Here is a 24,606-nt window from a genome sequence, read left to right as displayed (position 1 = left end):
GAAGGGCTGGTTTATACAGCTACTTTTACCCTGGACCCTTCAGCGGATATAGAAAGTGCAGAACTTACAATGACAGGAAAAAGTATTGTTCCGGGGCCGACAAAAGAGTTTCTGGATAAGGTATATCTCAATGAAATAGAAATCGGAACCCTTAACGACTATGTTCCGGCAGAAACCCCGGATTCTGCCTCGGTGAGCATTAAAATTCCGATTCATCATTCTTTTTTTGATCCGGGGACCAACACCATAAAAATTAGCTCCGGGAGTAACGCTAACCGCAGTAATTATGATGACTTTGAGTTCTATAATCTTTCACTTCATTTAAGTGAAGTCGAACCTGTAACTCTGGCTCCGCCTTTAGAAGTCGCCTGGACCTATAAATTTCCTTGGAGATTAATACACGGGGCACCGGAATTCGAAATTCTTGCTGCGGATGGGGTTCTCTTTATTTGTCAGGGTTATTCTGAAACCAGTGTTACAGCGATTGATGCAGAAACAGGTGAGTTACTCTGGGATAAGAAGCTTACAGGGCAGGGTCACCTCGGGTATAAGGATGGGGTTCTAATTGTTTTAAGCTATCCAACTGTTGATGCACTGAATGCAAAGAACGGTGAACTTTTATGGAGTAGAGGCTATCAGGGTGGTTGGCCGGATATTCCCCTTATTTTTGGGGATACTTTGTTTGTGAGCGAGTATGGTAGCAGGTATGTGACTGCCATTGATATTGAGAGCAGCGCTCTGAAATGGGACTATGAAATTAATTTAACAGGCTCTGGAAATAGAAATACTAATAGTTATTATATATCAGGTCTCCAGACAAACGGAAATATTCTCGCACTCCGATCTAATTTATATGATATTCCTTACGAACATGGTTTAATCGCACTCGATATAGATACAGGAAAAGAGGTCTGGAGATATACGGATTTAAGAGAACACTCCCCTGATCCTCTCTTCTATAAAGATTTGATCTATATTGGAGGCGAAGAAATTGTTGCGCTATCCGCTAAATCGGGTGAGGAAGTTTGGAAAACAGATACTAACGGATGGGTAATAAGTACTGAAATAAAGAATGGTAAATTAGTTGTTAAGGAGGAATTATCTAACTATTCCCGCAGGTCTGTATTTTTAGATGTGAACACAGGAGAAATTTTGGAAGAGCTCCCCTGTTCAGAACGGTATTTCTCATCGTCCGCGGTTACTGATGAATATGTATATTCCACATCCGGGTGCAAGATAAGGGTTTTCGATCCCGTCACAGGGGAACCTGTATGGAGCAGCAGGATAAAAGGTGCTGCACTATCAGAACCAACACTTTACAAAGATAAATTGTATCTGGTCTCAAGTGACGGAGTATTATATGCCTTTGAGCACGGGGAAGGAGGATTATTCTTTACCAGAGGCCTCGAGGATTCTGCTATCCTTTACTTGCCCCCAGTTGCTACTGCTGGAATGCTTTTTCTGCTGTCCTTCCTTCTCAGAAAAAATGAAAACAAAACCCTTGTTCTTGGTTACTGGTTGATAGCTCTTGTGGGAGTTCTTTTGCTTTCATTTATAGCTATACAGCCATATTTCATTGCATGGGATATATTCGGATTGCTGACTTTTCTGGTCTTATGTGCCCTGGGTGTGATATTGCTGTTTGGCATTATATTTCTTGTCTTTGGGCTCCGGAAAAGGGGGAAATAAAGGAGAGTAGAAAAAAATCCCCCATTTCTGAAAATAAACTAATTAAATTCCCAGGAAAACTGCTTGCCTTTCGCGTATAAGAATCCGGGTACTGGGAAGTAAGAAGCTTCCCGGGTTAAAAAGAGCAGGTAGATAGCTGGATTAATCAGTTTCTGCTTTAATTTAACCTTCTTTTGAGTTATCAGCCTCTCAGCTCATCTGCAGAGGATCTACCTTCATATATTCCCTGAGTACGGTTGTTGCATAACTTCCCTTTGGCAGCATAAATTCAAGCACAGCCTTTGATTTTCCGGGATTAAGTTCATCTTCGTTAACCTCAAATTTCGGTTCAACCTGAAGGAGGATTTCCCTCCTGGCGCCTTTCGAACTCATTTCCGGAATTTCTTCAATATTGAAACCCTGCAGAGGAACTTTTAATTCTTCAAGAACCGCCTGTTCGATCTCTCCCGGAACGCCTGAAGCAAACTCAGTATCATAGCCCGGAAGGGGAGCGGTTATGAATGCCCTTTTTCTTTTAATCAGGTTGTTCATGGCATTTACAGTCTCAGCGGTAACTTTTTCAGTTTTTGATGAATCAGGCAGACCGAGCTCATTCTTAAAACAGACAATATCGCCTTCCACAGCCTGATTTAAGGGAAGACCTTTTTCAATTCTTCTGCACAGGATGGTATTATAAATATACGACTGGTAACCATGCACGAATATTCTATACAGGTTTTTCGGGAGCACCAGAAAAGCGCCTGCGAAGTCATCAGGGTTAGCTATCAGATGGTTCATCATTGCCCTTTCATGCCCAAGGCGTAAAGGATAGATTTTTAGCCCCTCCTTAAAATTACGGGTTTCCTTAACGAACTGGCGAGCCTGTTTTGTTTCTTCTGGCTCATAAGGGAAGGGTTCGGCAATATAGAGCATGGCGGCTTTTTCGAAATCTCCCTCTACAATGGCTTTCCCTACCAGATGTGTAACAGGGCGTACAGAACCAAAACGCTGGATTCCGAAGAAGTTTGGGACGCCGCCCTGAGCTACGATCTCGTTTGTAGTCTTTTCTAACAGTTTGCCTGTTTCCTCAGTCGAACGGGCTATGTTCCGTATAGTAATTATGAAATCATTTCCCCAAAGGTCTCCTAATTCTACGGGTTTACGGGAGCGGCCCAGGACTTTCAGCTCAATGTCTTTTAAATGAATTTTTTCAATTTCGGAGGCATCAATATCAAAAATGCTGATTTTTTGAGTGGTAAGTGCACGTTTATCCTTTGTGCCTGCAACACTGATCCTTTTCTGGCTTATCTTAAGAATTTTCGCAAGGGTCCGGGTAAAATGGTGTGTATCCCAATCTCGTTTTACGAGTTCAAGGATAAGATATTTTCCTTCCTGTCCTTCTTCCCGATTCGTAATCTCTTTAACAATAAAATCTTCCACTTCCTGGCGGAGCTGTCCTCCAAGACCGTCGGTATCTGTGGAGTAAAGGTTTATTCCTATCTGTTTTTCAATTTCCGGCACTTGCATGATTAAAAAGCTCTCCTTTATTATGTATCTGGTGAAGTTATAAAGGCCACCTTGGGTTGATATCAATAACCCTTACTTCACTCGTGTTTACGAAAGTCCAGCTCCTGTATGCTTCATCTCCTTCAGTTGCCTTAATTCTCACCTGGGCTGTTTTTCCGGGAAGTCCGCCTGCATAAAGGCTTGACGTTGGGTCGAGCATCAGCCAGGAGCCGTATTCGTCGGTAAGGTAATTTACATCGACGTCTCCGTAATAAGCTCTGATTCCTTCTACTGAGGTCTCTGTTGCATTGGTTCCATTACCTATATAAACAGCTGCAAAGGCATGGGTGTTGGTCAGGTAAACCCGGGTTGTGCCTCCTATAGCCTCAAGCATGGACGAAAGAAGGATTGCCTGGTCTTCACAGTCTCCGGCTCCTATTTTCAGAGTAACGTTGGCAGGCTCCCAGATATCATTACCCCTTGGGTCGCTGACGTATTCGATTTCCTCTTTTACCATGTCAAAGAGGGCGCAGATCTGATAGATATTATATGATCCCGGATATAAGCGAGCCACTTCGGCTGCCTTTCCCCTTACACTAGGTTCGGCTGGCTCAACAAGTCGGTTTATGGTTTTAAAGCAAGAAGCAGGATTGTATAGGTAAACTGGAGCCGATTTCTCTGGCATTGGTTTCAGGTTTACAGTGAAATCTTTAAGGGAATAGGATTCGTACTCATGCCATTTACCCTCAGAAGTGGAGGCGAGTAGCCAGAGGACAATCTTGAAACTGGCGCTTTCTTCTTCAGGAATCTGAACAGCGATTACTCCGAGGTTCTTCTCCTCACCGGGAGGAATCAAAACTCCACAGTCCTCAGAATAAATCCGGCTTTCGGAAGAGCTAACCGAAACACCGTACCTATCAATAAAAATCGGATTTCGCCCTTCATTTTTAATGCTGGCCCTTATATACCCCACCCCTCCCTGGAAAAACTCTGAGGTCTGGTAGTTGCTGCTCAGAGAGAAACCAGGCTGCAACGGTGTTCGCAGGATTGGCGTGGGTTCACTTTTCCTGGGAGAATATTTGGGTATTGCAGGTGAAGTAAATAAAGCCGGTTCAGGTGTAAAAACAACCTCCTGGCTTCCGGGTTCCAGTCCTGATATAATATAACCTGTTACTTCATCTTTAAGATTCTCAATAGAATCCGAAGACAGTACCCCGGTAAGTGCGGCAAGTATAAGGCATACGCATAAAACAGCAATTATTGAGGCTGTCTCCTTTCCCGAATCCTCTGGTTCTCTCATGACCCCTCCTGACCGGATACCAACAGAACATCTGTCATCGGAGGAGATATCGTATTGATAACTCCTACTACTTAATTTCAATGTAGCTTCTCTAAACCTGGTTTTCAGGTTTCTAGCACTTAAACAAGTTTAAGATCCCGCGTAATTTTATCTATAAGCTCTCCCTTTGCCGGCCCTATTCCTAGAGCTGTAACCGTTCCCGGTGGAATTTCCGTAAGCCCTGCATCCTGTATAAGGGCGGTAGGAAGTCCTTCCCGCTTTGCCTTTTCCTTAAGCTCATAAAGATCTTTAATTGTAGGGACTCTCAGGACAATTTTCTTCTGCCCGCCTTCCTTCCACTTTTCAAGATCACTTTTGCTTGCCCATTCAGCAGCAGAAATGGCAGCATGAGCTACCTGTACTGCAAACTTGCCTTTAGAAAGTTTCAAATCGTCTCTCGTGACTATACACTGTTTATATTCACTCATCCTTTGCCTCGGGTTTATTCAAAGCGCATCTATTTCTTAAAGGTTTTTGATACGATTGCCAAATCCATCTACATCTCGGTTTCTACACTTATTTTCAGATCATTTCAATTGCTGTCGGTTTGGCTACATAAAAAATAATAAACTTAAGGCCTTTACTTGAAGAGTTGATTTCAGTTATTATATGGAGAATTTCATTTATAATTCTTTCACAATATACTTACAATGTATTCTATGATATATTCTGCAGGGTTTATTCCCCAGGCATCAAAAATACCTCTTCCTGACGGTGTTCCGTTGACCTCAAGAATTTTAGGACTTCCTCCTGTCTGGCTGGAATGAACCTTAACTTCTTTTCCTAGATTGTCAGTCATACCTTCTACAATATCTACACCTGCAAAAGCTGTGCCTACTGCCAGTGCAGCTTTCTCAGCAATTTCTTTTTGCTCTTCCGTAAGCGAACACCGGTCTGCGCTTCCTCCCTGGCTAAGGTTGTTAATCCAGGAGCCGGATACCGCTTTACGGTAAATAGCCCCTATAGCCTTCCCGCCAACGACAAAGGCTCTAATATCCCTTCCAGGATTCTCTATAAACTCCTGAATATAGAGCATACCTCTCTCTTCAAGCAACTTATTGAAGATTGTTTCCAGGGATGAAGATTCTATCTTTCTGTCCGAAAACCTGATTTTCCCATGCTTTACTCTTGCAATGTCCTTTCCCTTATACCCAAATACAGGCTTTATAACAGCATCTCCGAATCTTGATATTACTCTCAGAGCCGACTCTACATCCTGTACTGCCACAGTTTCGGGTACTGGCAGTCCGTCTCTTGCCAGAAGATAGGAAGCATGGTACTTGTTTGCGGCATTCCGGATGGCTTCAGGGGAATTGACAACAGGGATTCCTTCGGCTTCCAGTTCCCGCAGAATATCAAACCTTAAAGATACGCCTTCAAAGGCTCCTGCGCCTACGTCCCTTACAATTATAGCATCAAGATCGCTGAGATCTATATTTCCTACTTTAAAGACTGTCGTTAATTTCCTGGCTATTGGCTCGTCAGTTATCGTATTAATGCCGACCTCTGCAGCTCTGAGGTCCAGAATAAAAGGAGAAAAACCTTTCTTTCTTGCTGCATCAGTAAGTGCTCTGGCTGTCCAGTCTTCAGGGTCAGTAACTATAATTCCTACTTTTTTCATGGAGTATCATCAGGAGAATACCAGATCAACTTTACGATAAGTAAGTAAAGCAGATACGGATATGTAAGCAGATGCGGAATGCAGTACATCTAAAAGATTTTGTGCATCTCTCGTGTGATTATGGTAAGGGAGGCGGCTTTTCAGTAAGCTTAAAAGTTAAATCGAGTAAGATTGTTTTTTTGTTCTTTTCTTTCAGGTCTGCTCCGGAAGTGTTTCCAGCCCCTGCTTTTTCCTGTAATCATTAATTGCCCTGTGGATAGCTTCCCTGGAAACAACTGAACACTCCAGTTTGCCTGAAGGCAAACCTTCAAGAGCTTCAGCAACTGCCTCGTTTGTCAGGTTCCAGGCCTCTTCCAGGGTTTTGCCTTTTATCATTTCAGTCGCCATGCTGCTGGATGCAATTGCTGCCGCACAACCAAATGTCTTGAACTTTACGTCCTCAATGCGGTTATCCCTGATTTTCAGGAAAATCTTCATGTGATCCCCATGTGGGTTTCCTGCTTCTCCAACGCCGTCAGCATCCTCAATTTCCCCTACGTTCCTGGGATTCATGAAGTGATCCATAACTTTTTTATTATACATATAATCCCCCATACCTTGTTATTTTATACGTCTTTTTATTTCTCACATATATTTTCGGGTTTATAGAAAGGAGATATAGCTCTCAGTTTTCCGACAATTTCAGGCAGGACTTCAAGTACATAATCAATATCTTCTTCAGTATTTTCATCCCCAAGAGTCAGGCGAAGCGTACCCTGAGTTATTTCCGGAGGCAGTCCTATTGCCCTGAGCACATGCGAGGGTTCAAGGGAACCTGAAGAACAGGCACTGCCTGTAGAACAGCAGACTCCCATCTCGTCAAGCATAAGAAGCAGGGATTCCCCTTCAATATATTCAAAACTTAAGTTGAGGTTGTCTGGAAGACGTTTTTCCGGGTGTCCGTTTAACCTGCAATGAGGAATTCTCAGAAGTCCAGCAAGAAGCCTGTCTCTCATTTTTCTCATCTTCCTGTCGTGCTCCTCAAGCTTTGCTGATGCAAGCTCTATTGCCTTTCCCAATCCAACTATACCTGCAACATTCTCGGTTCCTGCTCGTTTTTTGCGCTCCTGGCCACCTCCATGCATGCAGTTGTCGATTTCTATCCCTTCCCGCAGATAGAGCGCTCCAATTCCCTTGGGCCCATAGAACTTGTGAGCGGAAAGGGAAAGCATGTCAACGTTCCTCTCTTTCTTTTTCATATCTAGGGGTATTTTACCTATCACCTGCACGGCATCGGTATGAAAAGGAATCTCATGCTCTTGTGCGATCTCACCTATCTCAGAAATCGGCTCTATTGTCCCAATCTCATTGTTTGCATACATTACCGAGATAAGAATAGTATCCTCCCTGATTGCAGCCTCAACCTCTGCAGGGTCTACAAGCCCGTACCCATCTACAGGCAGATAGGTAACATCAAAGCCCTGTGTTTCCAGGTACTCACAGGGGTAAAGCACGGCATGATGTTCGATTGGTGTCGTGATGATGTGTTTCCCTCTCTTTCTCCTGGCAAAAGCCGTTCCTTTAATAGCCCAGTTATCGGACTCTGTTCCCCCTGATGTAAAATATATCTCTTCAGAATTAGCCCCCAGAGCTTTTGCAAGCTGCTCACGAGCGGCTTCTACTGCCTCTTTACCTTCTCTCCCTATTGAATACAGAGAAGAAGGATTTCCGAAATGTTCCTTTAAAAAAGGCAGCATAGCTTCAACCACTTCAGGTTTTGTAAAGGTAGTGGCTGCATGATCCATGTAAACAAAGCGCTTTTCTGCCATCAGAACTCCCCTATGAAAATAGGGGTTTGCGCAATATGAATTTATTGTATATTTTGCTTCCCTGAACTGTGCACGAGTCCATTTTTATATAATAATCAATATATACAAACACAGGTCAGAGTCAAAGCGCTGAGCAATATGGCATACAGTTATGAAGGGGCATAGGGTACAGGTCTGAGACTGCTCTGCTGAAATGACCGGTGTACAGCAGTCTATTCTTTCTAGCTATTGATTCTTTCAAGATTATGTGAGAACTGAGAGCTTATTGGATAACTGCCTGGAAGAGCTTATCTGAATAACTGCCTGCTGAAGATTCTGTGGCGCTCATGCTCAATACCAGCAGGAATTCGTACCTGCATAGGTAGGATAAGGAGAATCATTAGAGGGGGTAATCTAAACGGCAATTTATTCGGTTCAAATCACTGCTAAAACTCTTGAAGAATTGAGGGCCCTTGATAGATTCGAGCTTGATTTAAAGTATAGCTCTGCGCGGCAACTGGCTGCTGATCGTTTTATGGTTCCGGGTATTTTAACGGAGGAACAGGTTCGGCAGGTCAAAGCGGCAGGTTACATCGTGGAGAAAGTCTCCGACCTTTCACAGGTAGCTGAGGAACGAGTGCAGGAAGTCTCGCCTGTAAACCGCTTTGCCGAAGTTGCCGGGCTTTCGGGATTTAAAGAACGTGCAATAATGGGCTACATGACCGCAGATGAGGTTGAGTCCGCACTTGTCAATCTCCAGGCTATGCACCCCGATCTCGTAACTCTCATTGAACTCCCTCATCGCACCTGGGAGAATAGGATATCTCATGCTGTCCGTATACGCACTGGAACGAACACAGACCGAACTGGTGTACTGTTCACCGGCAGTATACATGCGCGGGAATGGGGCGGTTCGGATATCTGCGTAAACTTTCTGGTCAATCTCATCAATGCTTACCGTGCCGGCAGCGAGCTAACCTATGGAGGAAAGAGTTTCCCTGCAGATCAGGTCCGTGCAATTCTTGAAAACCTTGATGTGTTTGTTTTTCCTGATGTGAACCCGGATGGCAAACACTACAGCCAGACCTATAATCCAAACTCAGGTGATCCCCAGCATTTCTGGTGGCGTAAAAACCGAAAACCGAATACCAACGCTGGGGCTTCCTCTCAGGGTGTGGATCTAAACCGGAATTTCGATTTCCTGTGGAGCAGTGGAATTGGAACCTCCTCAAGCCCATCGAGTTTCACGTACAAAGGACAAAGTGCATTTTCCGAGCCGGAAACCCGCAATGTACGCTATCTCTTTGATACTTACCCGAATATCGGTTACTTTGTGGATGTGCACAGCTATGGCGGACTTATACTGTATAATTGGGGAGATGACAATAACCAGACTACTGATTCTGAACAGAACTTTTTGAATCCCACATATGATGGAAAACGCGGAAATCTAAATGACACAATTTACGGAGAGTTCATATCCACTCAGGATAAAGACAGGATTATAAGTCTAGCCGAACGTATGAATAACGCACTGGCGGCAGTACGTGGGGAGAATTACACCGTTCAACAGTCTGTAGGACTCTATCCGACATCCGCGACATCAGACGACTATGCTTTTAGCCGTCATATAGTAAACAGACTTAACAGGAAAGTTTACGCTTATACTATCGAGTTCGGGCAGGAATTCGTTCCACCTTTCAGTGATATGAGCAATATTATTCAGGATGTCTGCGCCGCCATGAATGAACTTTGCCTGGCTGCAGCAGGGCAGTAATCCTCGATCTTAACGGCTTTTCCAGGGTAAAGATCCCTGAAGGAAGGACTGATTTTCGTGGGTCTTTATATTGTAAGGATACGCACCGATACATGGGACCGGTTGCGCGATCTTCAAAGCCTGTATGATCTTGATGTCTTTGGCCAAACGGCAAAGCAGCTTGCGGATGGTTCATTTGAGATCCAGGGAACACTCTCGGGAGAACGAATCAGGGTTCTCTCTGAGAAAGGATACCGGATAGAAATCCTTGACGACGCTGAGAAGGTAGCAAAAGAACGGGTGAAGGATGTGGCCGATTCCGGCTCATCGGTCGGAAATCAATCAGACAAGTAGTAATGAGGCAAATAACTTTGATAGAAGGATTTACACTGCTCCTTTTCATATTATACGTTTTCTACCTTTTCAAAGCAGGAGTTGCCAGATATTTCATCCAAGTTATCAGAACAAGCTTAAAATGATTAATGAGTTTTTGATTCTTTTGTCAGGGCAAAAGTGAATACTTAAAGTTATCGAAAATTAGTATACATTCTCATCTGCCACTGACCGCTCTGTATCTTTTTTCTTATAATCCCTTTTGCGAATCCCACATAAATTTCCCTCATCTGGGGTATGAGCATGGAGAGCCCTATTATATCGGACAGGAAACCCGGAGTTAGAAGGGCAAAGCCGCCAACCAGTACGAAGAACCCGTGAAGAAGCTCATTTCCTGGCATGTAACCTCTGCTCGTTGCCTCCTGGATCTCGCGGAGCACGCGGAAACCCTGGGATTTTGTCAGGTAAGCGCCCAGGCTTGCAGTTATTAAAATAATGAGCACGGTATTTAATGCCCCGATGACTTTCCCTATTTTGATGAGTAAGTAAAGCTCAATAATTGGGATAATCAGGAAAATAGACAAAAGTTTAAAAAACATACTGATCATTTTCAGGATTTTGGATATTTATTAGTATTGAGATGTACTTATTAATAATTCCCAATACGTATTATCAGTAATTTAAATGTTAATTTTAAATCTTACCGTGAGGAGCTACTACCCTTCTTATATATTTTCCTTTGGGTTATTTCCAAGAGAACACTATTGCCGGAGAGTTTTATAAATGTATGAATATCTCATAAACTCCTCATTCTTGATTTTATATCCTTAAATTTAAATACTGTTGTTCAAAGTAGATTAATTATTCTCAACCTATTTTAGTTAATTGTATTTTCTTTCTTTTTACAGGAAATAATTACTTCATTTTATAAATTTCTATTTATTTTTTAAGTCATTCTACTTTAACAGGGCTACCCTTATTCTGAAAAGCCTGTTTTACCAGGAAAGTGTTGTTGCTCTAAGCAGGCAACTGTTTGATTTAGCGAGAAAAAGGGATAGCCTGTTATATGATAGGTATAATATTATGTTCGTGATCTAACGCACTATTTATAAAATAATAATATACCCCAGATACTTTGCAATACTCACGCACTAATATATTCTATCAAATGTAAAATATAGTCCGGATGTTACAGAGATAGTTTCACTTATCCCCCTAAAAAAATGGCTTTTCTGAGGTGCCGGATGTATGGACTTCGATGCAATTGATGACTTTGTATATAATGTTGTTGGAATAATCGGATCCGACCAGAAAAATCTGTGCTCTGCAGTTGACTTTGCCCTGGAACTTGCGGAAAGGAAATCCATTTCCCTCACAATCTTGCTTGATCTTTCCAGTGCTTGCAAGCAGCAGAAAATGGTCATGGAAGAATATGTTTTCGCAAAAGCATGCTTTACTCGAGCCTCCGGAAAACTCCGTGAGGACGCCTGCTTTGCACTTGGCACTGCGGCTCATGTTCTGGGCTTTTTCCCTGAGGCGAAGGCAAGTTATCTGGAGGCTCTGAAAGAAAATCCAGAGAACGGAGATGTAAGGTGTGCCTACGCTGAACTTCTTTTGGAACTTGGAAAGACTGAGGATGCTGAGAAGGAATATAAAACCGTACTTAAAGCTTCACCACAGCATGTAAAGGCGAATGCAGGATACGCTCATCTCCTGACCGATTACGGGTATGTAAGGGAAGCTGAAGAGTACTATTTAAGGGCGCTTACGGTTGATCCTGACTATGTCCCTGCACGAGGCGGGTACGCAAACCTGCTTTTTGAGCTGGGAAGACTGAGAGATGCGGAAAAGGAGTACAGGCGTGCAATAGAATTGGACCCTGAAGATCCAAGCCTCCACCACAACTATGGGGTCCTGCTCTCTTTCCTGGGGCGTTCTTCAGAAGCCGAAGTCGAGTACAGAAAGGCTCTCTCTCTCAACCCCAGGCATAGGCGTACTCTTTTTAATTATGGGAATCTCCTCGCAAGAGAAGGCAGGGTCTCAGAAGCAGAGGCTCAGTACATGGAAGCTCTTGCCCTTGATCAAAACGATGCAAAAGTTCATACTAATTATGCAAATCTCCTTGCTCGTTTTGGAAGGCGGTATGAAGCTGAGATGGAATACAAGAAAGCGCTCAGTCTGGACCCTGAGAGTGCAGAAGGACATTACAGCTACGGAAACCTTCTTTCAGAAATTGGACGCTTATCCGAAGCCGAGGAAGAATATAAGAAGGCACTTGCCCTAAATCCGTATTACCCTCCCCTTCACTACAGCTACGGCCTTCTTATGAGAAAGATGGGTCGCTTTGATGAAGCCAAAAAGGAATATATGAAGGCCATGCAGCTCGATCCGGATATAGGAAGCAAGATGACAGAAACCTGGATAATTCTGGACTAAGATAAAAGTCTGGATCTTTATGTCATCAGGCTTTTCGAATCTGTTATCCTGCCTATAATAGCATCCAACCCGGCATTTTCTTTTTTACTTTGATTAATCCCAGGATATGAAACGAGATTCTCGGGCATTTCCGAGTAGAGTTCTCAGAAGACACATTACAGATAGAATTTTTCTGGAAATTAGTGGTTCAATAAGAGTAAACTTTCTTTTATTCCTGCTGATTCCCGAAGACGAACAGCTTTATATTCTCTTTTTCAAACAGGGCAAAAGCTGCTGTATTCCCAAGTCCGACATAGTCCGGGCAGGAAAAAAGTGAGAGCAGTTTTCCGTCAAACCACCACCTGTACCCTTTGTCAAGGGCTGTATGACCTCTCACTATTCTTTTCAGATGATTTGTCTTTAAAAATCCATCTACAATGTCAGGCCCGAATTCCTTTACAGTTGAACCTCTCCTCGAAGTGGTGAGTCCGGGACGGTTCGAAGGATCATTCCAGAGATAGGGAAAAGCTTTTTCCTTCCTGATATCATTAATGCTGCCTATCCCATTGATCCCTCCATGTACGCAGAATGTGTGCCCTGATAGTACAGCCGCTATCGGCATTTTATCATATGTCTGGCTTACTCTAAGGAGAAATTCCTCATCAAATCCGATCTCCGCTAAAAAACCATAGTAGATGTTCATATCCACAGTTTCGTGATTTCCCCTTAACAGGAAGATATGATCCGGGTCTTCAAGCTTCATCCGGAAAAGCCTTATAAGAACCTCGGTACCCTGAGGTCCTCTATCCACGTAATCCCCGAGAAAAAGAAAGTTCTTACAATTCATTTCTTCCCTTTTTTCTATTACGTATTCCAGTGCCTGTAAATCCCCGTGAATATCCCCTACGATCATCACCGGTTCAGTATCAATTCTAAACACAGCATGTTCCGAATCAAAAATGCGGTCTATCTCCGGTAAAAGGAGAAGCAGCTCTTCTTTTGCGGCAATTTTCCTGAAAACCTTTTTTGATACCACGGGGTCACCTCTACTCAAGAACCTCTCAGGGATGCAAATCCGAGTTTTTCTTCCATATACCAAAGGAATTTTTATACAATAAACGTTTCCAAACCTCAAGAGAAACTCTTCGAGCGCCCAATACGCTAAGGTTTTCAATTTCCTTTTGTAAAGGCAGGCTTATAAATGTCAAAGTCTAAAATCAAGTATTAATAAGCTTAAAAATCCAAGCAATTTGAAGTCAGTCAATTAGAAGTCCAGATATCAAAAACCTACTTAATCAAAAATTCATTCAATTAAAAATCCACTCAGTTAAGAATTCAGTTAATTAAAGAATCAATCAATTAAACAAAATCATAAAAGTTTTTATCCTAAATACACACCGGGGGGCAGAATAGTGGAACTTGATATTAATGAGCAGGATCCTGAAGACATGGATCTTGCGGATGTTGTACTTGAGTACGATGATATTGTCTCTGCAATCTCGATTCTGGAGAAGCGCAGAGAGGAATTGAGAACTCGTATCCTCAACACCCTTACAGAAAAAGATATTGATGTGTTGAGAATAGGGAACGTAGAAATCAAGCGGCAGAAGGTTGAATGGAAACTCTGGCGCATCAACAGGTTAAAACCCTACCTCATGAAGAAAGACCTCTGGGATATAGTCGAATCAGTCGATAGAAGAACTCTCAGCAGATTGATTGATAAAGGAATTCTGACCGAAGAAGAACTTAAAGGTACATATGACGTAGAAACGCGCTACAGTTTACATGTAAGCAGAGTCTAAATAGATGGAAAGAACTGCCTGAGTGGATCCGGAAGAAGGGCAGAGCATCAGGATACAGCCAGTTTGTGTAAGCAGGACATGAGGAAATTAAAAAATATTTAGATCGAGATTCAGGCAGGATCAGTCCATTTAATCTTTTCTTTCCAGTATCTCGTTTTTCAAACTGTAGTTTTTGATTTCCTTATGACATTGTGAGGAGCAAACATTCACTGTTTATTAATATACTTATACAGCCAACTATTTATATCCTGCCGGATAAACTCTCTTTAGAGGTAAATTTCAGGAGGTCTTTAGGCATGGAGATTGATGCTGTAAACAAGCTTGTTTTTCATGTAATTGAAGACGTTGCAGCCGATAACTGTGACCTGGATGAGGTCATTGAGTTTGTCGTTTCCTTCTCAAATGAGCATGCGCTTTCTCAGGAAACCCTGCTGAAACTCTCATCTATTTTTGGCAAAGAATCTATGCACAGGGAAAAATATGTAATTTCCAGAGCCTGTGCTTCGCTATTCTCAGGAAAAACCCGGGAAGATGCGCTTATGGAGGCGGGAAAAACGGCTTTTCTGCTGGGATTTGACGAACTTGCAGTACGCGAATTCAAAGAAGTGCTCTCTGAGAATTCTGAAAATGTCGAAGCGCTTTGCGGATACGGGATAGTCCTGGCGAGAATGGGGGAAACTGAAGCTGCACAGGCTCAGTATGAAAAAGCCCTCAAACTTAACCCTTTCCACGTGGAAACTCTTTGCAACTACGGCTGCCTCCTTTACAGGCTCAAAAAAACAGACGAAGCCGAAGAGATGTACAGCAGAGCTCTGCTTCTTGATAATGAGAATGTGAACGCCCATTGTGGGTACGGGATTCTGCTTTCAAAACGAGGGGAAAGCGCCGAGGCAAGATATCACTATACTCAAGCTCTTAAGCTTGAACCTGGTCATGTGGAATCCAATTTCCGTTATGCTCGCCTCCTTGAAGAAAATGGGGAACCCCTTGATGCTGAAAAACATTACATAGTAGCCCTCAAAGCCGATCCTGATGATCCGCGCCCTCATCTTTTCTATGCCCGTCTGCTTGCAGAACATGGGTTCATTCATGGGGCAAGAGCACACTTCAGGTATGCTCTTAAACTGAACCCTGAAGATGTTGAGGCTCATTGCGAGTACGCCAGGCTACTTGCGAGGTTTGGGCACAGGCACGAAGCCGAAGTCCAGTATAAAAAAGCCCTTGAGCTTGACCCCGGACATCTCGGAACCCTTCGTGGGTACGCGGATTTGCTAAAAGAGAAAGGGCAGTACGCAGATGCCGAAGAAATTTACAGGCAGGCTGAGTTGTTTAAACGAAGTGCCTGGTAACCGATCAATACAGCCTGACCGGTTCAATTCTCATTTTTTCCATCAGGCAGGCAGGAATATCCAGCACCTCTTTGACCGAATCTATGATAATTCCATCGGAAGTTGCCACAATCACATTTCTTTCTGGATTTCCTCCTTCGGTTTTAAGCTCAAAATCCGCGATTTTTGAGGTCTTTGCCTCGCCTGAAATTTTATATTCTTTCAATTTATGGCGGGTGAAACCTGCAAGTTCCCCGCTGCGACTTATCTGGGCGTCAAAAAGAAAAAAAACTGATTCTGGGCTGGTTTCGGAAAGAAATCCCAGGACTACATCAAGGGCTTCTTCGATATCTTCAGCCTGTTTTGCCTTGCTGAAATAGTATCTGGTGTCTCTTATATACCCGTCATCGCAGAACCACATGGGTTCTTTTTTTAGCAGGCTGTCCACACTAAGGAGAACATTGTACCCGTCAAGGAGAAGTTTTCTATCTTTTATGCCTGAGCAGTCGATTCTCTTGCTGATCCTGGAGACGATCCTGTCAGGGGGCATAATTACCCTTGTGAGAATATGCCTTTCTTCCAAGCTGAGCTGAAAATGGTCAGCCACAAATCGGATAGTCGAAAACTTGGGATAACCCCACCTGAGTATGCTCCTGATATCCCGCGCAGGCCTGAGCAATTTTCCTTTGAGCACTTCCTCTTTCATACAGGAACCTGAAAAATCAGCTGAACTTTCATGCATATCTCTCATTAACGGTTGTCTCCTTTTAGGAAGGGAGTTCTTTAAATGAGTGAAGATATATGTTATATATACATATTTGCGCAAATAAAAATGATAATGTGTGGTCTCAGGCCGTAGGTTTGTATCTTAGGTTTTTGTTTCGGTTCTGTTCAATTTTATCTTGGTTTTCAGCTGTGAGCCAGCTCACGGTTCAGGCTGGAGGGTTATACTATGGATGTCTTATGGCTGGCTCAAGAAGAAGTAAAAAGTGTTATGGATATGAGTTCTGTTATGCAGGTCGTGGAACAGGCTTTCAGGCAGCATGGGTTTGGAAGAGTCCAGATGCCTCCCAAATCGTATCTCTATTATACGGCCTATAACGGAGACCTGCGTACAATGCCCGCGTATCTTGAGGAAGAGAATATTACTGGCGTGAAAATTGTAAACGTCCACCCTGGAAACCCTGCTCGTGGACTCCCCACAGTAATGGCGCTTATTGTCCTCATTTCCCCGGAAACAGGTGCTCCTATAGCAGTTATGGACGGAACCTACCTGACCGATGTCCGGACCGGAGCTGCAGGCGGGATAGCCGCAAAATACCTTGCAAGAAAAGACTCAAAGGTCATAGGCCTGGTAGGAGCCGGAAACCAGGCAAAAACCCAGCTCGAAGCTCTCTGTGAGATTTTTGAGCCCGGACTTGTGAGAGTTACCTCCAGGACAAAAGAAAGTTCTGAGCAGCTTATCCGGGAAATGGCAGGCATCACCCCCTGTGAAATCCATTATGAAGATAGCATTGAGAAGGTCTGTGATTGTGATATTCTCGTCACGGCTACTCCTACTCGGAAACCTATAGTAAAGGCTCAGTGGATCAAAGAAGGCACTCACATAAACGCAATAGGCGCCGATGCTATAGGAAAAGAAGAACTTGACCCCGAACTTTTAATTCGGTCCAAGATTATTGTGGACGATATGGTCCAAGCCCTCCATTCAGGAGAAGTAAATGTCCCTCTCTCAAAACACTACATTTCGGAAAATGATATTCATGCCCAGCTTGGCGAGGTGATTGTCGGCCTGAAGCCAGGCAGGACAAGTGAAGAGGAAATTACTATTTTTGACTCAACAGGTCTTGCCATTCAGGATGTTGCAAGCGCGCACCTTGTTTATGAGAGGGCTGTCAGTAATGGACTCGGCATGAAGGTCAAGATGTTCTAAAACCCGAGTTCCGTCTCGCCCGAATTGCGCCTCGGGAGCACGCCCCGAATTGCGCCTCGGGAGCACGCCCCGAATTGCGCCTCGGGAGCACGCCCCGAATTGCGCTTCGGGAGCACGCTGCCCTTTTCGCTCACTTCGTTCGCTCAAGAGGGCTTAGGGCTTATTTATGTGATAGAAACTTTACTTATTTTCTCCCAAATCCTATAAGTTTTTAAGAAAAATTTGATCAAAAATGATATGGTTTTTGGATTTGAGAACCTTATCCCCAAATCCTCTCCGGCGCGATAAACCGGCGCAACGGTTTCAGGTCAGCGGTTTCAGGTCAGCGGTTTCAGGTCAACGGATTATGTATCTTTCTGGTCAGGAGATTTCGGGGGATTTTAACATAAATGTTAAAATTTGAAATTATAATCGAACAAATTCACAATATATAAATAACTAGCAATAGATCACTTATTATTGAGCGGTTTCCAGAGGCCGGTCATACCCTCCGCGAACACTGTACCTATTCCCCGATTATATAATTTTTTTGTTCCAACTATTCCCAATACTCTCCTGAAACCGCTCAATCCTTTTCTAAAATAAGCTTTATCAGGTTTTTCTATCTGGTAGATCCTGATTATTGTTATATTTTATATTTATACAATGCGTACACACTGTAAAAACCTTTTTTAGATTCCGATTATCTCGTAGATTTTTTCCATTTCAAGATTCTGCTCGACTACATTTGCGAGTTCTTCGTAGGCGTCGTTTTCGGTCATGGCATTATCAGGCCTGTACTCAAGCCCTTTTTTCTCATAGAGGTATCTCATAAGTGCATCTCTTATATTTTTGTTGTCAAAGAGCCCGTGCAGATAGGTGCCAATTACCAGACCGGCTTCGTCAATTGCACCATCATCCCCGAAGACATTGCGGTAGGAGTCGGTTATTCCCATATGGATCTCATATCCTTTGATCTCCTCGCCGTCTATAGGAGCCAGTATGGGGCCATAAGCATTCACTTTCTTTGTAACCTGGACCGTTCGCTTTTTGTATTCTCCGAATCTTGTCCTTATATCCAGAAGTCCAAGACCTTCAAATTGCGCTTCAACTCCGTTTTCGACTCCGGAATCGTAAATTATCTTGCCAAGCATCTGGTAGCCGCCACAGATTCCGAAAATCGGGATTCTTCCCTTGAAGGCTTGAATTTTTTCAGCCATACCACTTGCTTTAAGGTCGAGCAGGTCATTAACTGTATTCTTTGTGCCCGGGATCATGATTGCGTCCGGGTTTCCGAGATCTTCATCAATCTCCACGTAGCGAACTTTAGCAAACCTTTCCAAGGGTTCGAAGTCCGTAAAATTCGAAATCCTGGGAAGGCGGATAACTGCGATTTCTATCGGTTTTTCGTTTTTTGTTTCTTCTTTATCCTCAATCGAGACCGAATCTTCCGAGGGAATATTGAACTTGAAAAAAGGAAGGACTCCAAGTACAGGGATGCCTGTCTTTTCTTCAAGCTGCTTGAGACCTGGTTTCAGGATTTCCAGGTCGCCTCTGAATTTATTGATAATAAAACCCCTGACATTTTTCCGTACATCCTCAGGAAGAAGTTCAACTGTGCCGTAAAGGCTTGCAAAAACGCCTCCTCTTTCTATATCCCCAACAAGGATTATAGGAGCCTGCGTAAGCCTTGCAGTGCCAATATTCACGATATCCCTCTCATAAAGGTTAATCTCTGCAGCTCCCCCAGCCCCTTCCATAACAATAATATCATGTTCCTTGTAAAGTCTTTCGAGAGCTCCTGCGAGAACTTCATTCATCTCTGCAATGGAATCGTAATACTGACCTGCACTCCTGTCAGCATAAGGCTCTCCCAGAAGGATTATCTGGGAAACGCAGTCTCCTTTGGGTTTGAGAAGAACAGGGTTCATATCGGCAGTGGGTTCGGTACCTGCGGCTTTTGCCTGGATTGCCTGGGCAATTCCGATTTCCTTTCCATCCTTTGTGATCCAGGAATTCAGGCTCATGTTCTGAGCCTTGAAAGGGGCAACCCTGTACTCTCTCGACAGGATCCTGCATATGGCAGTCACGACTGAACTTTTCCCAACGTGGGAGGCGGTTCCCAGGATCAAGACACTTTTCTTTTCCATTTTTTACCACACCTTTTGCTCGAAAACCCTATTTTTAAAACTTATTTTTATACTTACGTTTGTAATTCTAATAAGTTGGCGATTGTTTTCTCCTGAGGATGCAAATCAAGTAAACTTGTTTATTTTTAATATTCCTCCTCATATACCTCAACTAAAGAATAAATACTTTCGGATTCACTACAGGTTTTGTTTATTTACTTTAAAAACTGACTGATTTCAGGTATTTATCTTCTGAGGTTTGTTTTCTTATTTTTTGCCTTTAACCTAGTGCGTCCTTTCCCATTTTCCATCCCTGATCGGCTTATGTTTTTCTCTAAACCAAAAAACTATCTTTCCTCAAGTTACATTTCTTTTAAATAACATCAAAACAATCTTTCTGACAATTGAATCGGGGAAAAAAGACAATGAAAGCCGTGTTTTTTTTATTTGTTTTATCTATCCTTTCCACCACTCCAGCATTTGCAGCAGACGTTTCTCCTTCCGGAGAAAATAATACGGTTCACATAACCGAACTTTATAGTGATATTGAATCCTTTGATGTTACTCTTTATTCGACCCAGCCCGAAGAAAACCTTAGTCTTGAGGTACTCCTTGTAAGTTCCGAAAGGATGCGTGAGAGAACGCTTGACAGACAGGTGCTTTTACTTGGCAGTTTTCCTGCGGGTGTTGAAGTTACAAAGGTTGGTTTCTGGAGCGTCAGCAATCCTGAACGCGGAGCTTATATAGCAAAGGCCCGGCTTCTTGACGGGAGGCAGGTTGTTTCAGAGATGGAATATAACTTTGCTTACGGCAGCAGTTCTGCTCCAAAGCTACAGGTCAATGATCTGGTCCCTAATTCCCAGGGAATAAGTGTTGCACTTTCCCCAAAAGAAGCCTCACTTTTTGACATCGAATACATGCTTATAAGCGGCTCGGACGTTGTTTACTCCACAAAGTCCGAAAAATTATCCCTTACCAGCGCCCCAGATGTCTTTTCCACTCCCTGGGGTACACTTCTTGAGAACAATAAGGAATATGTAGGCCGGGTCAAAATTCAGACATATTCTCCTCAAAGGGAATTTATAAGTTCAAGCGAAAGGTTTACTGCTAGGGACGATGCTGAGATTACCGATATCTACGAAGATGAAACCGGAGCCAGTGCAACGGTTTTTGGGCGCTCCCAGGTGCCCTTTGAGGGAGATCTAATATTTTCTGTATATGGACTGGCTGAAAATTCAGGAGATAGAACCTCAGGGCTGATAGAATCTGTCCGAACAAGGGTTCCTGTGCTCCTGAACAATGACGATGAAACTGTTGAGGTTGCCTGGAATAAGAGGCTTCCGGAAGGAGTCTACAGGCTTGAGATCGAGCTTCTGGGAAACGATGGTGACATTATTGAGCGCAGGGAAACTATAATCGAATCCGACCTTTCAACGGTTTCAAATGTAAGTCAGATAAATAATACCGACAACAGGACAGTAACCCCGGGTGAGAATGATAAAGATGGAATTCCCGGGTTTCCTTCAGTTGCGGGAATTATAGGACTTATTCTGGTGTCGGTCTTTTTGAGGAAAACTCGGAGATGAATCTGTCATTTAAGTATAAGGTTCAAAGAAATAGGTTCAAAGAAACAGATTCAAAGAAACAGATTCAAAGAAACAGATTCAAAGAAACAGATTCAAAGAAACAGATTCAAAGAAACAGATTCAAAGAAACAGATTCAAAGAAATATAAAATTCAAAGCGACATTAACTGAGAGAACTCCAAAATAGGAATGACAGGGAAACTTAAGAAGCAGAGCTGTGAACCAATGCGCTACGAATTCTTTATTTCATTAAGGCAGATACGGGCAAGAAGATTTCAGACAATTCTTTCAGTTGGAGCGATAGCTCTCGCCGTTATGATACTTACCGTTTCCCAGGCGCTTATGGTTGGTTTCACGGGCGAACTCTACGACACTACAGTGAATAAACTTTCTCACGTCTTAGTCTCACCGAGGGAAGGTGAAGACTATATCTATCTTTACAGGACCCTGGCAGGCGATATATCTAAGATCGAAGGTGTTTCTACGGTTTCTCCCTTTCTTACTGGAGAAGCTTCCTTCAGGTTCAAGACAAATTCACTCAACGCCGAGCTAAGAGGCGTACTTCCTCAACAGGAAAACAATATCAGTGATATTGAAGCCGATATGGTAGAAGGAAACTTCAGGGAACTTGAATATTCCAGAAACACGGTAGTAATCGGCTCGATGCTGGCAGATAAACTTGAGGTTAATCTGGGCGATTCCGTTGATGTGTCTTTTCCCAATGCTAATCCTCTCTCCCTAAGGGTTGTCGGGATCTTTCATACTGGCTCTCCTCTGGATGAATCCCTCACTTATACTTCCCTGGATACCGCCCAGGAATTTTATGATGTTGCGGATGTAATTAACGGACTTTCTGTAAGGCTTGAGGATTTTAACAGGGACATGGAAGTAGCTGCCGAGATCGAAAAAACAGGCTATAATGCAAGAGGCTGGACTGAAACCAATCCCGAAATTCTTAGGACTATTGCCATTGAGAGTACCTCTAATACCGTCGTGCTCGGCTTGATTGTCGTAATTGCTTCTTTCGGCGTGGTCAGCACTTTGAATCTGGCAGTTATAGGCGCGACACGCCAGATAGGTATGCTTCGCGCTATGGGTGCCACAGTTTCGGGTATCCGGACAATTTTCCTTCTTCAAAGCGGCATTCTCGGCTTGCTAGGAGCTCTTGTCGGTACCCTGACAGGGGTTGCAATAGCTATGGCAATAGGCCAGTATGAAATCCCAGGTACTTCTCCCGAAATCTATGGAGGTCCTACCACAATTCCCATCGTAATTCGGGCACAAGATATTCTATTTACTATAATTGCGGTTTTCCTTCTGAATTTAATTGCGGGTATATATCCTGCTCAGCAGGCAGCAAAACTCGACCCAGTAAAAGCCATAAGCTCAAGATGAAGCCATTAAAAATGATATAGGTCATTATGCTGTTACCTGCGGGTTTATTATAGCGAGTTTATTATAAGTACAAAGTGAGTCTGGCTAATTCTTGTCTGCGAATCCATCAACTATTAACAAATAACTCAAATCTCACTGATGAATCTACACAATTATGGCAATAGTTTTATCTAAACCAAGGTGTATTAAGTTAAAATTCTTTAAAGATTTTGCGAACTCCAATATCCTTTCTTTTTCTCTGTTTCATCTCTTTTTTTGTGCTTTCCTCCTAAATAATTTACTCCAGCAAAAAATTAGCAACATGGTTAAAATAATCGCTCCAATTAAACATTTCAATACCGACCAATATCTCTCCGGGTTTAAAATTTAATTCCCGTTAATTATATATCGTTTTTAGCTATTGTTTTACATACTAGAGCATAGCGAACAAGACCTTGTGCAAGAATTCTCATCAACTGATCACTGTATGAGAATTCTATTTTCTTATTTTCTCGTTTTGTATGATATTTTGCAGCGTTTTTACACATTCTTCAGAAGCACTTGGTCAATTTTTTATATAATAGTTTCCTAATAATCATTTCGTACATGGGAATTTTGTAGTTTCTCCTGTAACTTGTAGATTCATCAGTTTTTTGTTAGACTTATTAGCTGTTTTTAACCTCCGGAAAAGCTCAGGAAAATTTACGGCAGGATGTACTTAACATGTTTTAGTTCATAGTACAATACAAATATTTATATTGATTGGTAGATATTTATAATGTAATGGAAAATAATAGAGAATACCAGCTTTACCTTGAAGCTCTGGATGATGAGAGATCAGCATGGGGAAGGAGGACGGCAGTAAGGCGGCTCTGTGACTGTAAAACTGAGGAGGCTCTGTATTACTTGAATGAGCTTATAGTTGACAAATACTGTCTGGTGCCTGAATGGCTCAAGAAGATCGCAAGAGAGTACTACGTATCGTTATGTCTTGAATTTCTCTGATATGGATCTTTAATGAGTCCGATTTTGTAGATGCCTTCTGACAAAGAAAATTTCTACTAAATAATAATCCATTTAACCAGAGAGTAAAAGGATATTTAATTCTAAGGTGGGAAGTTCCCTCCCTCGGAAGCTTCCGATGGGAACCGGAAGATTGCAGGTGGAGATGAAAGCTGTCAACTTGCCAGCATTCTCTTGATATTGATTCTGCAAAGTACTTTAGAGCAGGTGTTTATTTAGATATTAACCTACTTGCTTAAAATATTGGTATAATTTTTAGTATAATTTTTAGTATAATTTTTGGTATAATTTTTAGTATAATTTTTGGTATAATTCTAGTATAATTTTTAGTATAGTTTTCAATAATTATTGGGCATGCTATATTAAAGATGGAGTTTAGTAATATTAACGCGTACGCTTTCTTTGCTGTTCTTAAACAATCTGTTTTTAAAATTTGAGTTTCCCGGTTTGCCTGAATTTGAGGAATTTCAATTACCTAAGATTTATATGCAATTACCTCAATTCTTTGATAAATCACAGTAACCATTACGCTTGGCTACAGATTCACGTTATTCATGAGTTTTAGCATCTGGTTTCGGTTATGGAAACAGTCTATTTCATTAAAATTTAATTAGTTTATTCGGGAATTTGGTATTATAGGCCTTTAAACCTTAATTTAACGACTTGTTTCAGGATGGATTGGACAAATGGTTAGGGATACTGGAAAAGCTTTAAGAGGCCCGGCAATAGTCTTGCTGGCCGTTGGAGCTGTATTTAACATTATTTTGTTCATTTTAATGTTTAGATTTGCTGACGAGGAAAACCTGCTTATGGTGCTCTTAACTGCAGCGCTTATAGGAATTATTTCACTGGTGGTTGCAAAAGGGCTTGTTTCCATATCCAGGCGTGACTACGGTAAATAACAAGATGAGTAAGTGATCTGAGTAATTATTGATTATAATGCAGCTGCATGGTGACGATTTGTATTGGATACTGAACTGTAGCCAAATTAAGCTAAAGAAGTAGCAAATTAAGCTAGAAGATAATAT

21 protein-coding genes are annotated in these 24,606 nt (G+C 42.5%); 11 read left to right on the top strand and 10 right to left on the bottom strand.

The window, feature by feature from the left end:
• Positions 1 to 192: 192 nt before the first annotated feature.
• Positions 193 to 1,689: a PQQ-binding-like beta-propeller repeat protein gene (locus AOB57_RS01790; protein WP_226999589.1), complete on the top strand. Its 1,497-nt coding sequence runs from the start codon at positions 193 to 195 to the stop codon at positions 1,687 to 1,689.
• 189 nt (positions 1,690 to 1,878) lie between these two features.
• Here AOB57_RS01790 and truD read toward each other — a convergent pair whose 3' ends face one another.
• The 6 genes from truD to nifS all read right to left on the bottom strand — a co-directional run bounded on the left by truD (position 1,879) and on the right by nifS (position 7,942).
• Positions 1,879 to 3,195, bottom strand: a complete 1,317-nt coding sequence (gene truD, locus AOB57_RS01785) for a tRNA pseudouridine(13) synthase TruD (RefSeq protein WP_054298063.1) — start codon at positions 3,193 to 3,195, stop codon at positions 1,879 to 1,881.
• Between the two features lie 37 nt (positions 3,196 to 3,232).
• Positions 3,233 to 4,474 (bottom strand): transglutaminase-like domain-containing protein, encoded by a 1,242-nt coding sequence (locus AOB57_RS01780; RefSeq protein WP_054298064.1) that lies wholly within the window; start codon positions 4,472 to 4,474, stop codon positions 3,233 to 3,235.
• Positions 4,475 to 4,593: 119 nt separating this feature from the next.
• Positions 4,594 to 4,941, bottom strand: coding sequence for a peptidyl-tRNA hydrolase Pth2 (gene pth2 / locus AOB57_RS01775; protein WP_054298065.1), 348 nt, complete (start codon positions 4,939 to 4,941; stop codon positions 4,594 to 4,596).
• Positions 4,942 to 5,147: 206 nt separating this feature from the next.
• On the bottom strand, positions 5,148 to 6,134 hold the full coding sequence (mptN, locus tag AOB57_RS01770; RefSeq protein WP_054298066.1) for a tetrahydromethanopterin:alpha-L-glutamate ligase: 987 nt from the start codon (positions 6,132 to 6,134) through the stop codon (positions 5,148 to 5,150).
• Positions 6,135 to 6,326: 192 nt separating this feature from the next.
• Positions 6,327 to 6,716, bottom strand: a complete 390-nt coding sequence (nifU, locus tag AOB57_RS01765; RefSeq protein ID WP_054298067.1) for a Fe-S cluster assembly scaffold protein NifU — start codon at positions 6,714 to 6,716, stop codon at positions 6,327 to 6,329.
• Positions 6,717 to 6,751: 35 nt separating this feature from the next.
• Positions 6,752 to 7,942 carry a cysteine desulfurase NifS gene (gene nifS, locus AOB57_RS01760; protein WP_054298068.1) on the bottom strand — a complete coding sequence of 397 codons (1,191 nt, stop codon included), beginning with the start codon at positions 7,940 to 7,942 and terminating at the stop codon, positions 6,752 to 6,754.
• Positions 7,943 to 8,384: 442 nt separating this feature from the next.
• Between nifS and AOB57_RS01755 the strand changes: the two genes are divergently transcribed.
• Together AOB57_RS01755 and AOB57_RS01750 are read left to right on the top strand one after the other, a co-directional pair.
• Positions 8,385 to 9,698 (top strand): M14 family metallopeptidase, encoded by a 1,314-nt coding sequence (locus AOB57_RS01755; protein WP_226999588.1) that lies wholly within the window; start codon positions 8,385 to 8,387, stop codon positions 9,696 to 9,698.
• Positions 9,699 to 9,800: 102 nt separating this feature from the next.
• Positions 9,801 to 10,031 carry a hypothetical protein gene (locus AOB57_RS01750; RefSeq protein ID WP_226999587.1) on the top strand — a complete coding sequence of 77 codons (231 nt, stop codon included), beginning with the start codon at positions 9,801 to 9,803 and terminating at the stop codon, positions 10,029 to 10,031.
• Between the two features lie 173 nt (positions 10,032 to 10,204).
• Here the strand turns inward: AOB57_RS01750 and AOB57_RS01745 are convergent, their stop codons facing one another.
• A complete protein-coding gene (locus AOB57_RS01745; protein WP_226999586.1) occupies positions 10,205 to 10,618 on the bottom strand; it encodes an FxsA family protein in 414 nt (137 codons plus the stop codon).
• A gap of 640 nt (positions 10,619 to 11,258) precedes the next feature.
• Between AOB57_RS01745 and AOB57_RS01740 the strand changes: the two genes are divergently transcribed.
• Positions 11,259 to 12,446 (top strand): tetratricopeptide repeat protein, encoded by a 1,188-nt coding sequence (locus AOB57_RS01740; RefSeq protein ID WP_054298072.1) that lies wholly within the window; start codon positions 11,259 to 11,261, stop codon positions 12,444 to 12,446.
• Between the two features lie 208 nt (positions 12,447 to 12,654).
• On the opposite strand, the gene AOB57_RS01735 is transcribed toward AOB57_RS01740, so the two are convergent.
• Positions 12,655 to 13,461 (bottom strand): serine/threonine protein phosphatase, encoded by an 807-nt coding sequence (locus AOB57_RS01735; protein WP_054298073.1) that lies wholly within the window; start codon positions 13,459 to 13,461, stop codon positions 12,655 to 12,657.
• A 376-nt stretch (positions 13,462 to 13,837) separates the two neighbouring features.
• Between AOB57_RS01735 and AOB57_RS01730 the strand changes: the two genes are divergently transcribed.
• On the top strand, positions 13,838 to 14,227 hold the full coding sequence (locus AOB57_RS01730; RefSeq protein WP_226999585.1) for a hypothetical protein: 390 nt from the start codon (positions 13,838 to 13,840) through the stop codon (positions 14,225 to 14,227).
• A 296-nt stretch (positions 14,228 to 14,523) separates the two neighbouring features.
• Positions 14,524 to 15,576 (top strand): tetratricopeptide repeat protein, encoded by a 1,053-nt coding sequence (locus AOB57_RS01725; RefSeq protein ID WP_054298074.1) that lies wholly within the window; start codon positions 14,524 to 14,526, stop codon positions 15,574 to 15,576.
• A gap of 4 nt (positions 15,577 to 15,580) precedes the next feature.
• Here the strand turns inward: AOB57_RS01725 and AOB57_RS01720 are convergent, their stop codons facing one another.
• On the bottom strand, positions 15,581 to 16,306 hold the full coding sequence (locus AOB57_RS01720) for a DUF434 domain-containing protein (protein WP_054298075.1): 726 nt from the start codon (positions 16,304 to 16,306) through the stop codon (positions 15,581 to 15,583).
• Between the two features lie 201 nt (positions 16,307 to 16,507).
• On the opposite strand from AOB57_RS01720, the gene ala reads away from it, so the two are divergent.
• A complete protein-coding gene (gene ala, locus AOB57_RS01715) occupies positions 16,508 to 17,488 on the top strand; it encodes an alanine dehydrogenase (protein WP_054298076.1) in 981 nt (326 codons plus the stop codon).
• Between the two features lie 671 nt (positions 17,489 to 18,159).
• Here the strand turns inward: ala and AOB57_RS01710 are convergent.
• A complete protein-coding gene (locus AOB57_RS01710) occupies positions 18,160 to 19,617 on the bottom strand; it encodes a cobyric acid synthase (RefSeq protein ID WP_054298077.1) in 1,458 nt (485 codons plus the stop codon).
• Positions 19,618 to 20,021: 404 nt separating this feature from the next.
• Here AOB57_RS01710 and AOB57_RS01705 point away from each other — a divergent pair, with 404 nt between their 5' ends.
• From AOB57_RS01705 to AOB57_RS01690, 4 genes are all read left to right on the top strand, one after another.
• Positions 20,022 to 21,182 (top strand): hypothetical protein, encoded by a 1,161-nt coding sequence (locus tag AOB57_RS01705; RefSeq protein WP_054298078.1) that lies wholly within the window; start codon positions 20,022 to 20,024, stop codon positions 21,180 to 21,182.
• 224 nt (positions 21,183 to 21,406) lie between these two features.
• Complete coding sequence (locus AOB57_RS01700) at positions 21,407 to 22,576, top strand: ABC transporter permease (RefSeq protein ID WP_054298116.1); 1,170 nt, start codon at positions 21,407 to 21,409, stop codon at positions 22,574 to 22,576.
• A gap of 741 nt (positions 22,577 to 23,317) precedes the next feature.
• The gene (locus AOB57_RS01695) at positions 23,318 to 23,560 is read left to right on the top strand and encodes a hypothetical protein (protein ID WP_054298079.1); all 243 of its coding nucleotides are present in this window, start codon (positions 23,318 to 23,320) and stop codon (positions 23,558 to 23,560) included.
• 704 nt (positions 23,561 to 24,264) lie between these two features.
• Positions 24,265 to 24,480 (top strand): hypothetical protein, encoded by a 216-nt coding sequence (locus AOB57_RS01690; RefSeq protein WP_054298080.1) that lies wholly within the window; start codon positions 24,265 to 24,267, stop codon positions 24,478 to 24,480.
• The last annotated feature ends 126 nt before the right edge of the window (positions 24,481 to 24,606 follow it).

The organism is Methanosarcina flavescens (assembly GCF_001304615.2).
Taxonomy (GTDB): domain Archaea; phylum Halobacteriota; class Methanosarcinia; order Methanosarcinales; family Methanosarcinaceae; genus Methanosarcina; species Methanosarcina flavescens.
The sequence above is the reverse complement of the archived record's forward strand: the minus strand, read 5'-3'. Positions and strand labels throughout refer to the sequence as shown.

Bases quoted from the DNA above. Each gene is read 5' to 3' on its own strand.
- ala (WP_054298076.1), top strand. From the start codon at position 16,508: ATGGATGTCTTATGGCTGGCTCAAGAAGAAGTAAAAAGTGTTATGGAT.
- AOB57_RS01745 (WP_226999586.1), bottom strand. From the start codon at position 10,618: ATGATCAGTATGTTTTTTAAACTTTTGTCTATTTTCCTGATTATCCCA.
- truD (WP_054298063.1), bottom strand. From the start codon at position 3,195: ATGCAAGTGCCGGAAATTGAAAAACAGATAGGAATAAACCTTTACTCC.
- AOB57_RS01780 (WP_054298064.1), bottom strand. From the start codon at position 4,474: ATGAGAGAACCAGAGGATTCGGGAAAGGAGACAGCCTCAATAATTGCT.
- pth2 (WP_054298065.1), bottom strand. From the start codon at position 4,941: ATGAGTGAATATAAACAGTGTATAGTCACGAGAGACGATTTGAAACTT.
- AOB57_RS01720 (WP_054298075.1), bottom strand. From the start codon at position 16,306: ATGAGAGATATGCATGAAAGTTCAGCTGATTTTTCAGGTTCCTGTATG.
- nifS (WP_054298068.1), bottom strand. From the start codon at position 7,942: ATGGCAGAAAAGCGCTTTGTTTACATGGATCATGCAGCCACTACCTTT.
- AOB57_RS01700 (WP_054298116.1), top strand. From the start codon at position 21,407: ATGCGCTACGAATTCTTTATTTCATTAAGGCAGATACGGGCAAGAAGA.
- AOB57_RS01690 (WP_054298080.1), top strand. From the start codon at position 24,265: ATGGTTAGGGATACTGGAAAAGCTTTAAGAGGCCCGGCAATAGTCTTG.
- AOB57_RS01740 (WP_054298072.1), top strand. From the start codon at position 11,259: ATGGACTTCGATGCAATTGATGACTTTGTATATAATGTTGTTGGAATA.
- AOB57_RS01710 (WP_054298077.1), bottom strand. From the start codon at position 19,617: ATGGAAAAGAAAAGTGTCTTGATCCTGGGAACCGCCTCCCACGTTGGG.
- mptN (WP_054298066.1), bottom strand. From the start codon at position 6,134: ATGAAAAAAGTAGGAATTATAGTTACTGACCCTGAAGACTGGACAGCC.
- AOB57_RS01725 (WP_054298074.1), top strand. From the start codon at position 14,524: ATGGAGATTGATGCTGTAAACAAGCTTGTTTTTCATGTAATTGAAGAC.
- nifU (WP_054298067.1), bottom strand. From the start codon at position 6,716: ATGTATAATAAAAAAGTTATGGATCACTTCATGAATCCCAGGAACGTA.
- AOB57_RS01705 (WP_054298078.1), top strand. From the start codon at position 20,022: ATGAAAGCCGTGTTTTTTTTATTTGTTTTATCTATCCTTTCCACCACT.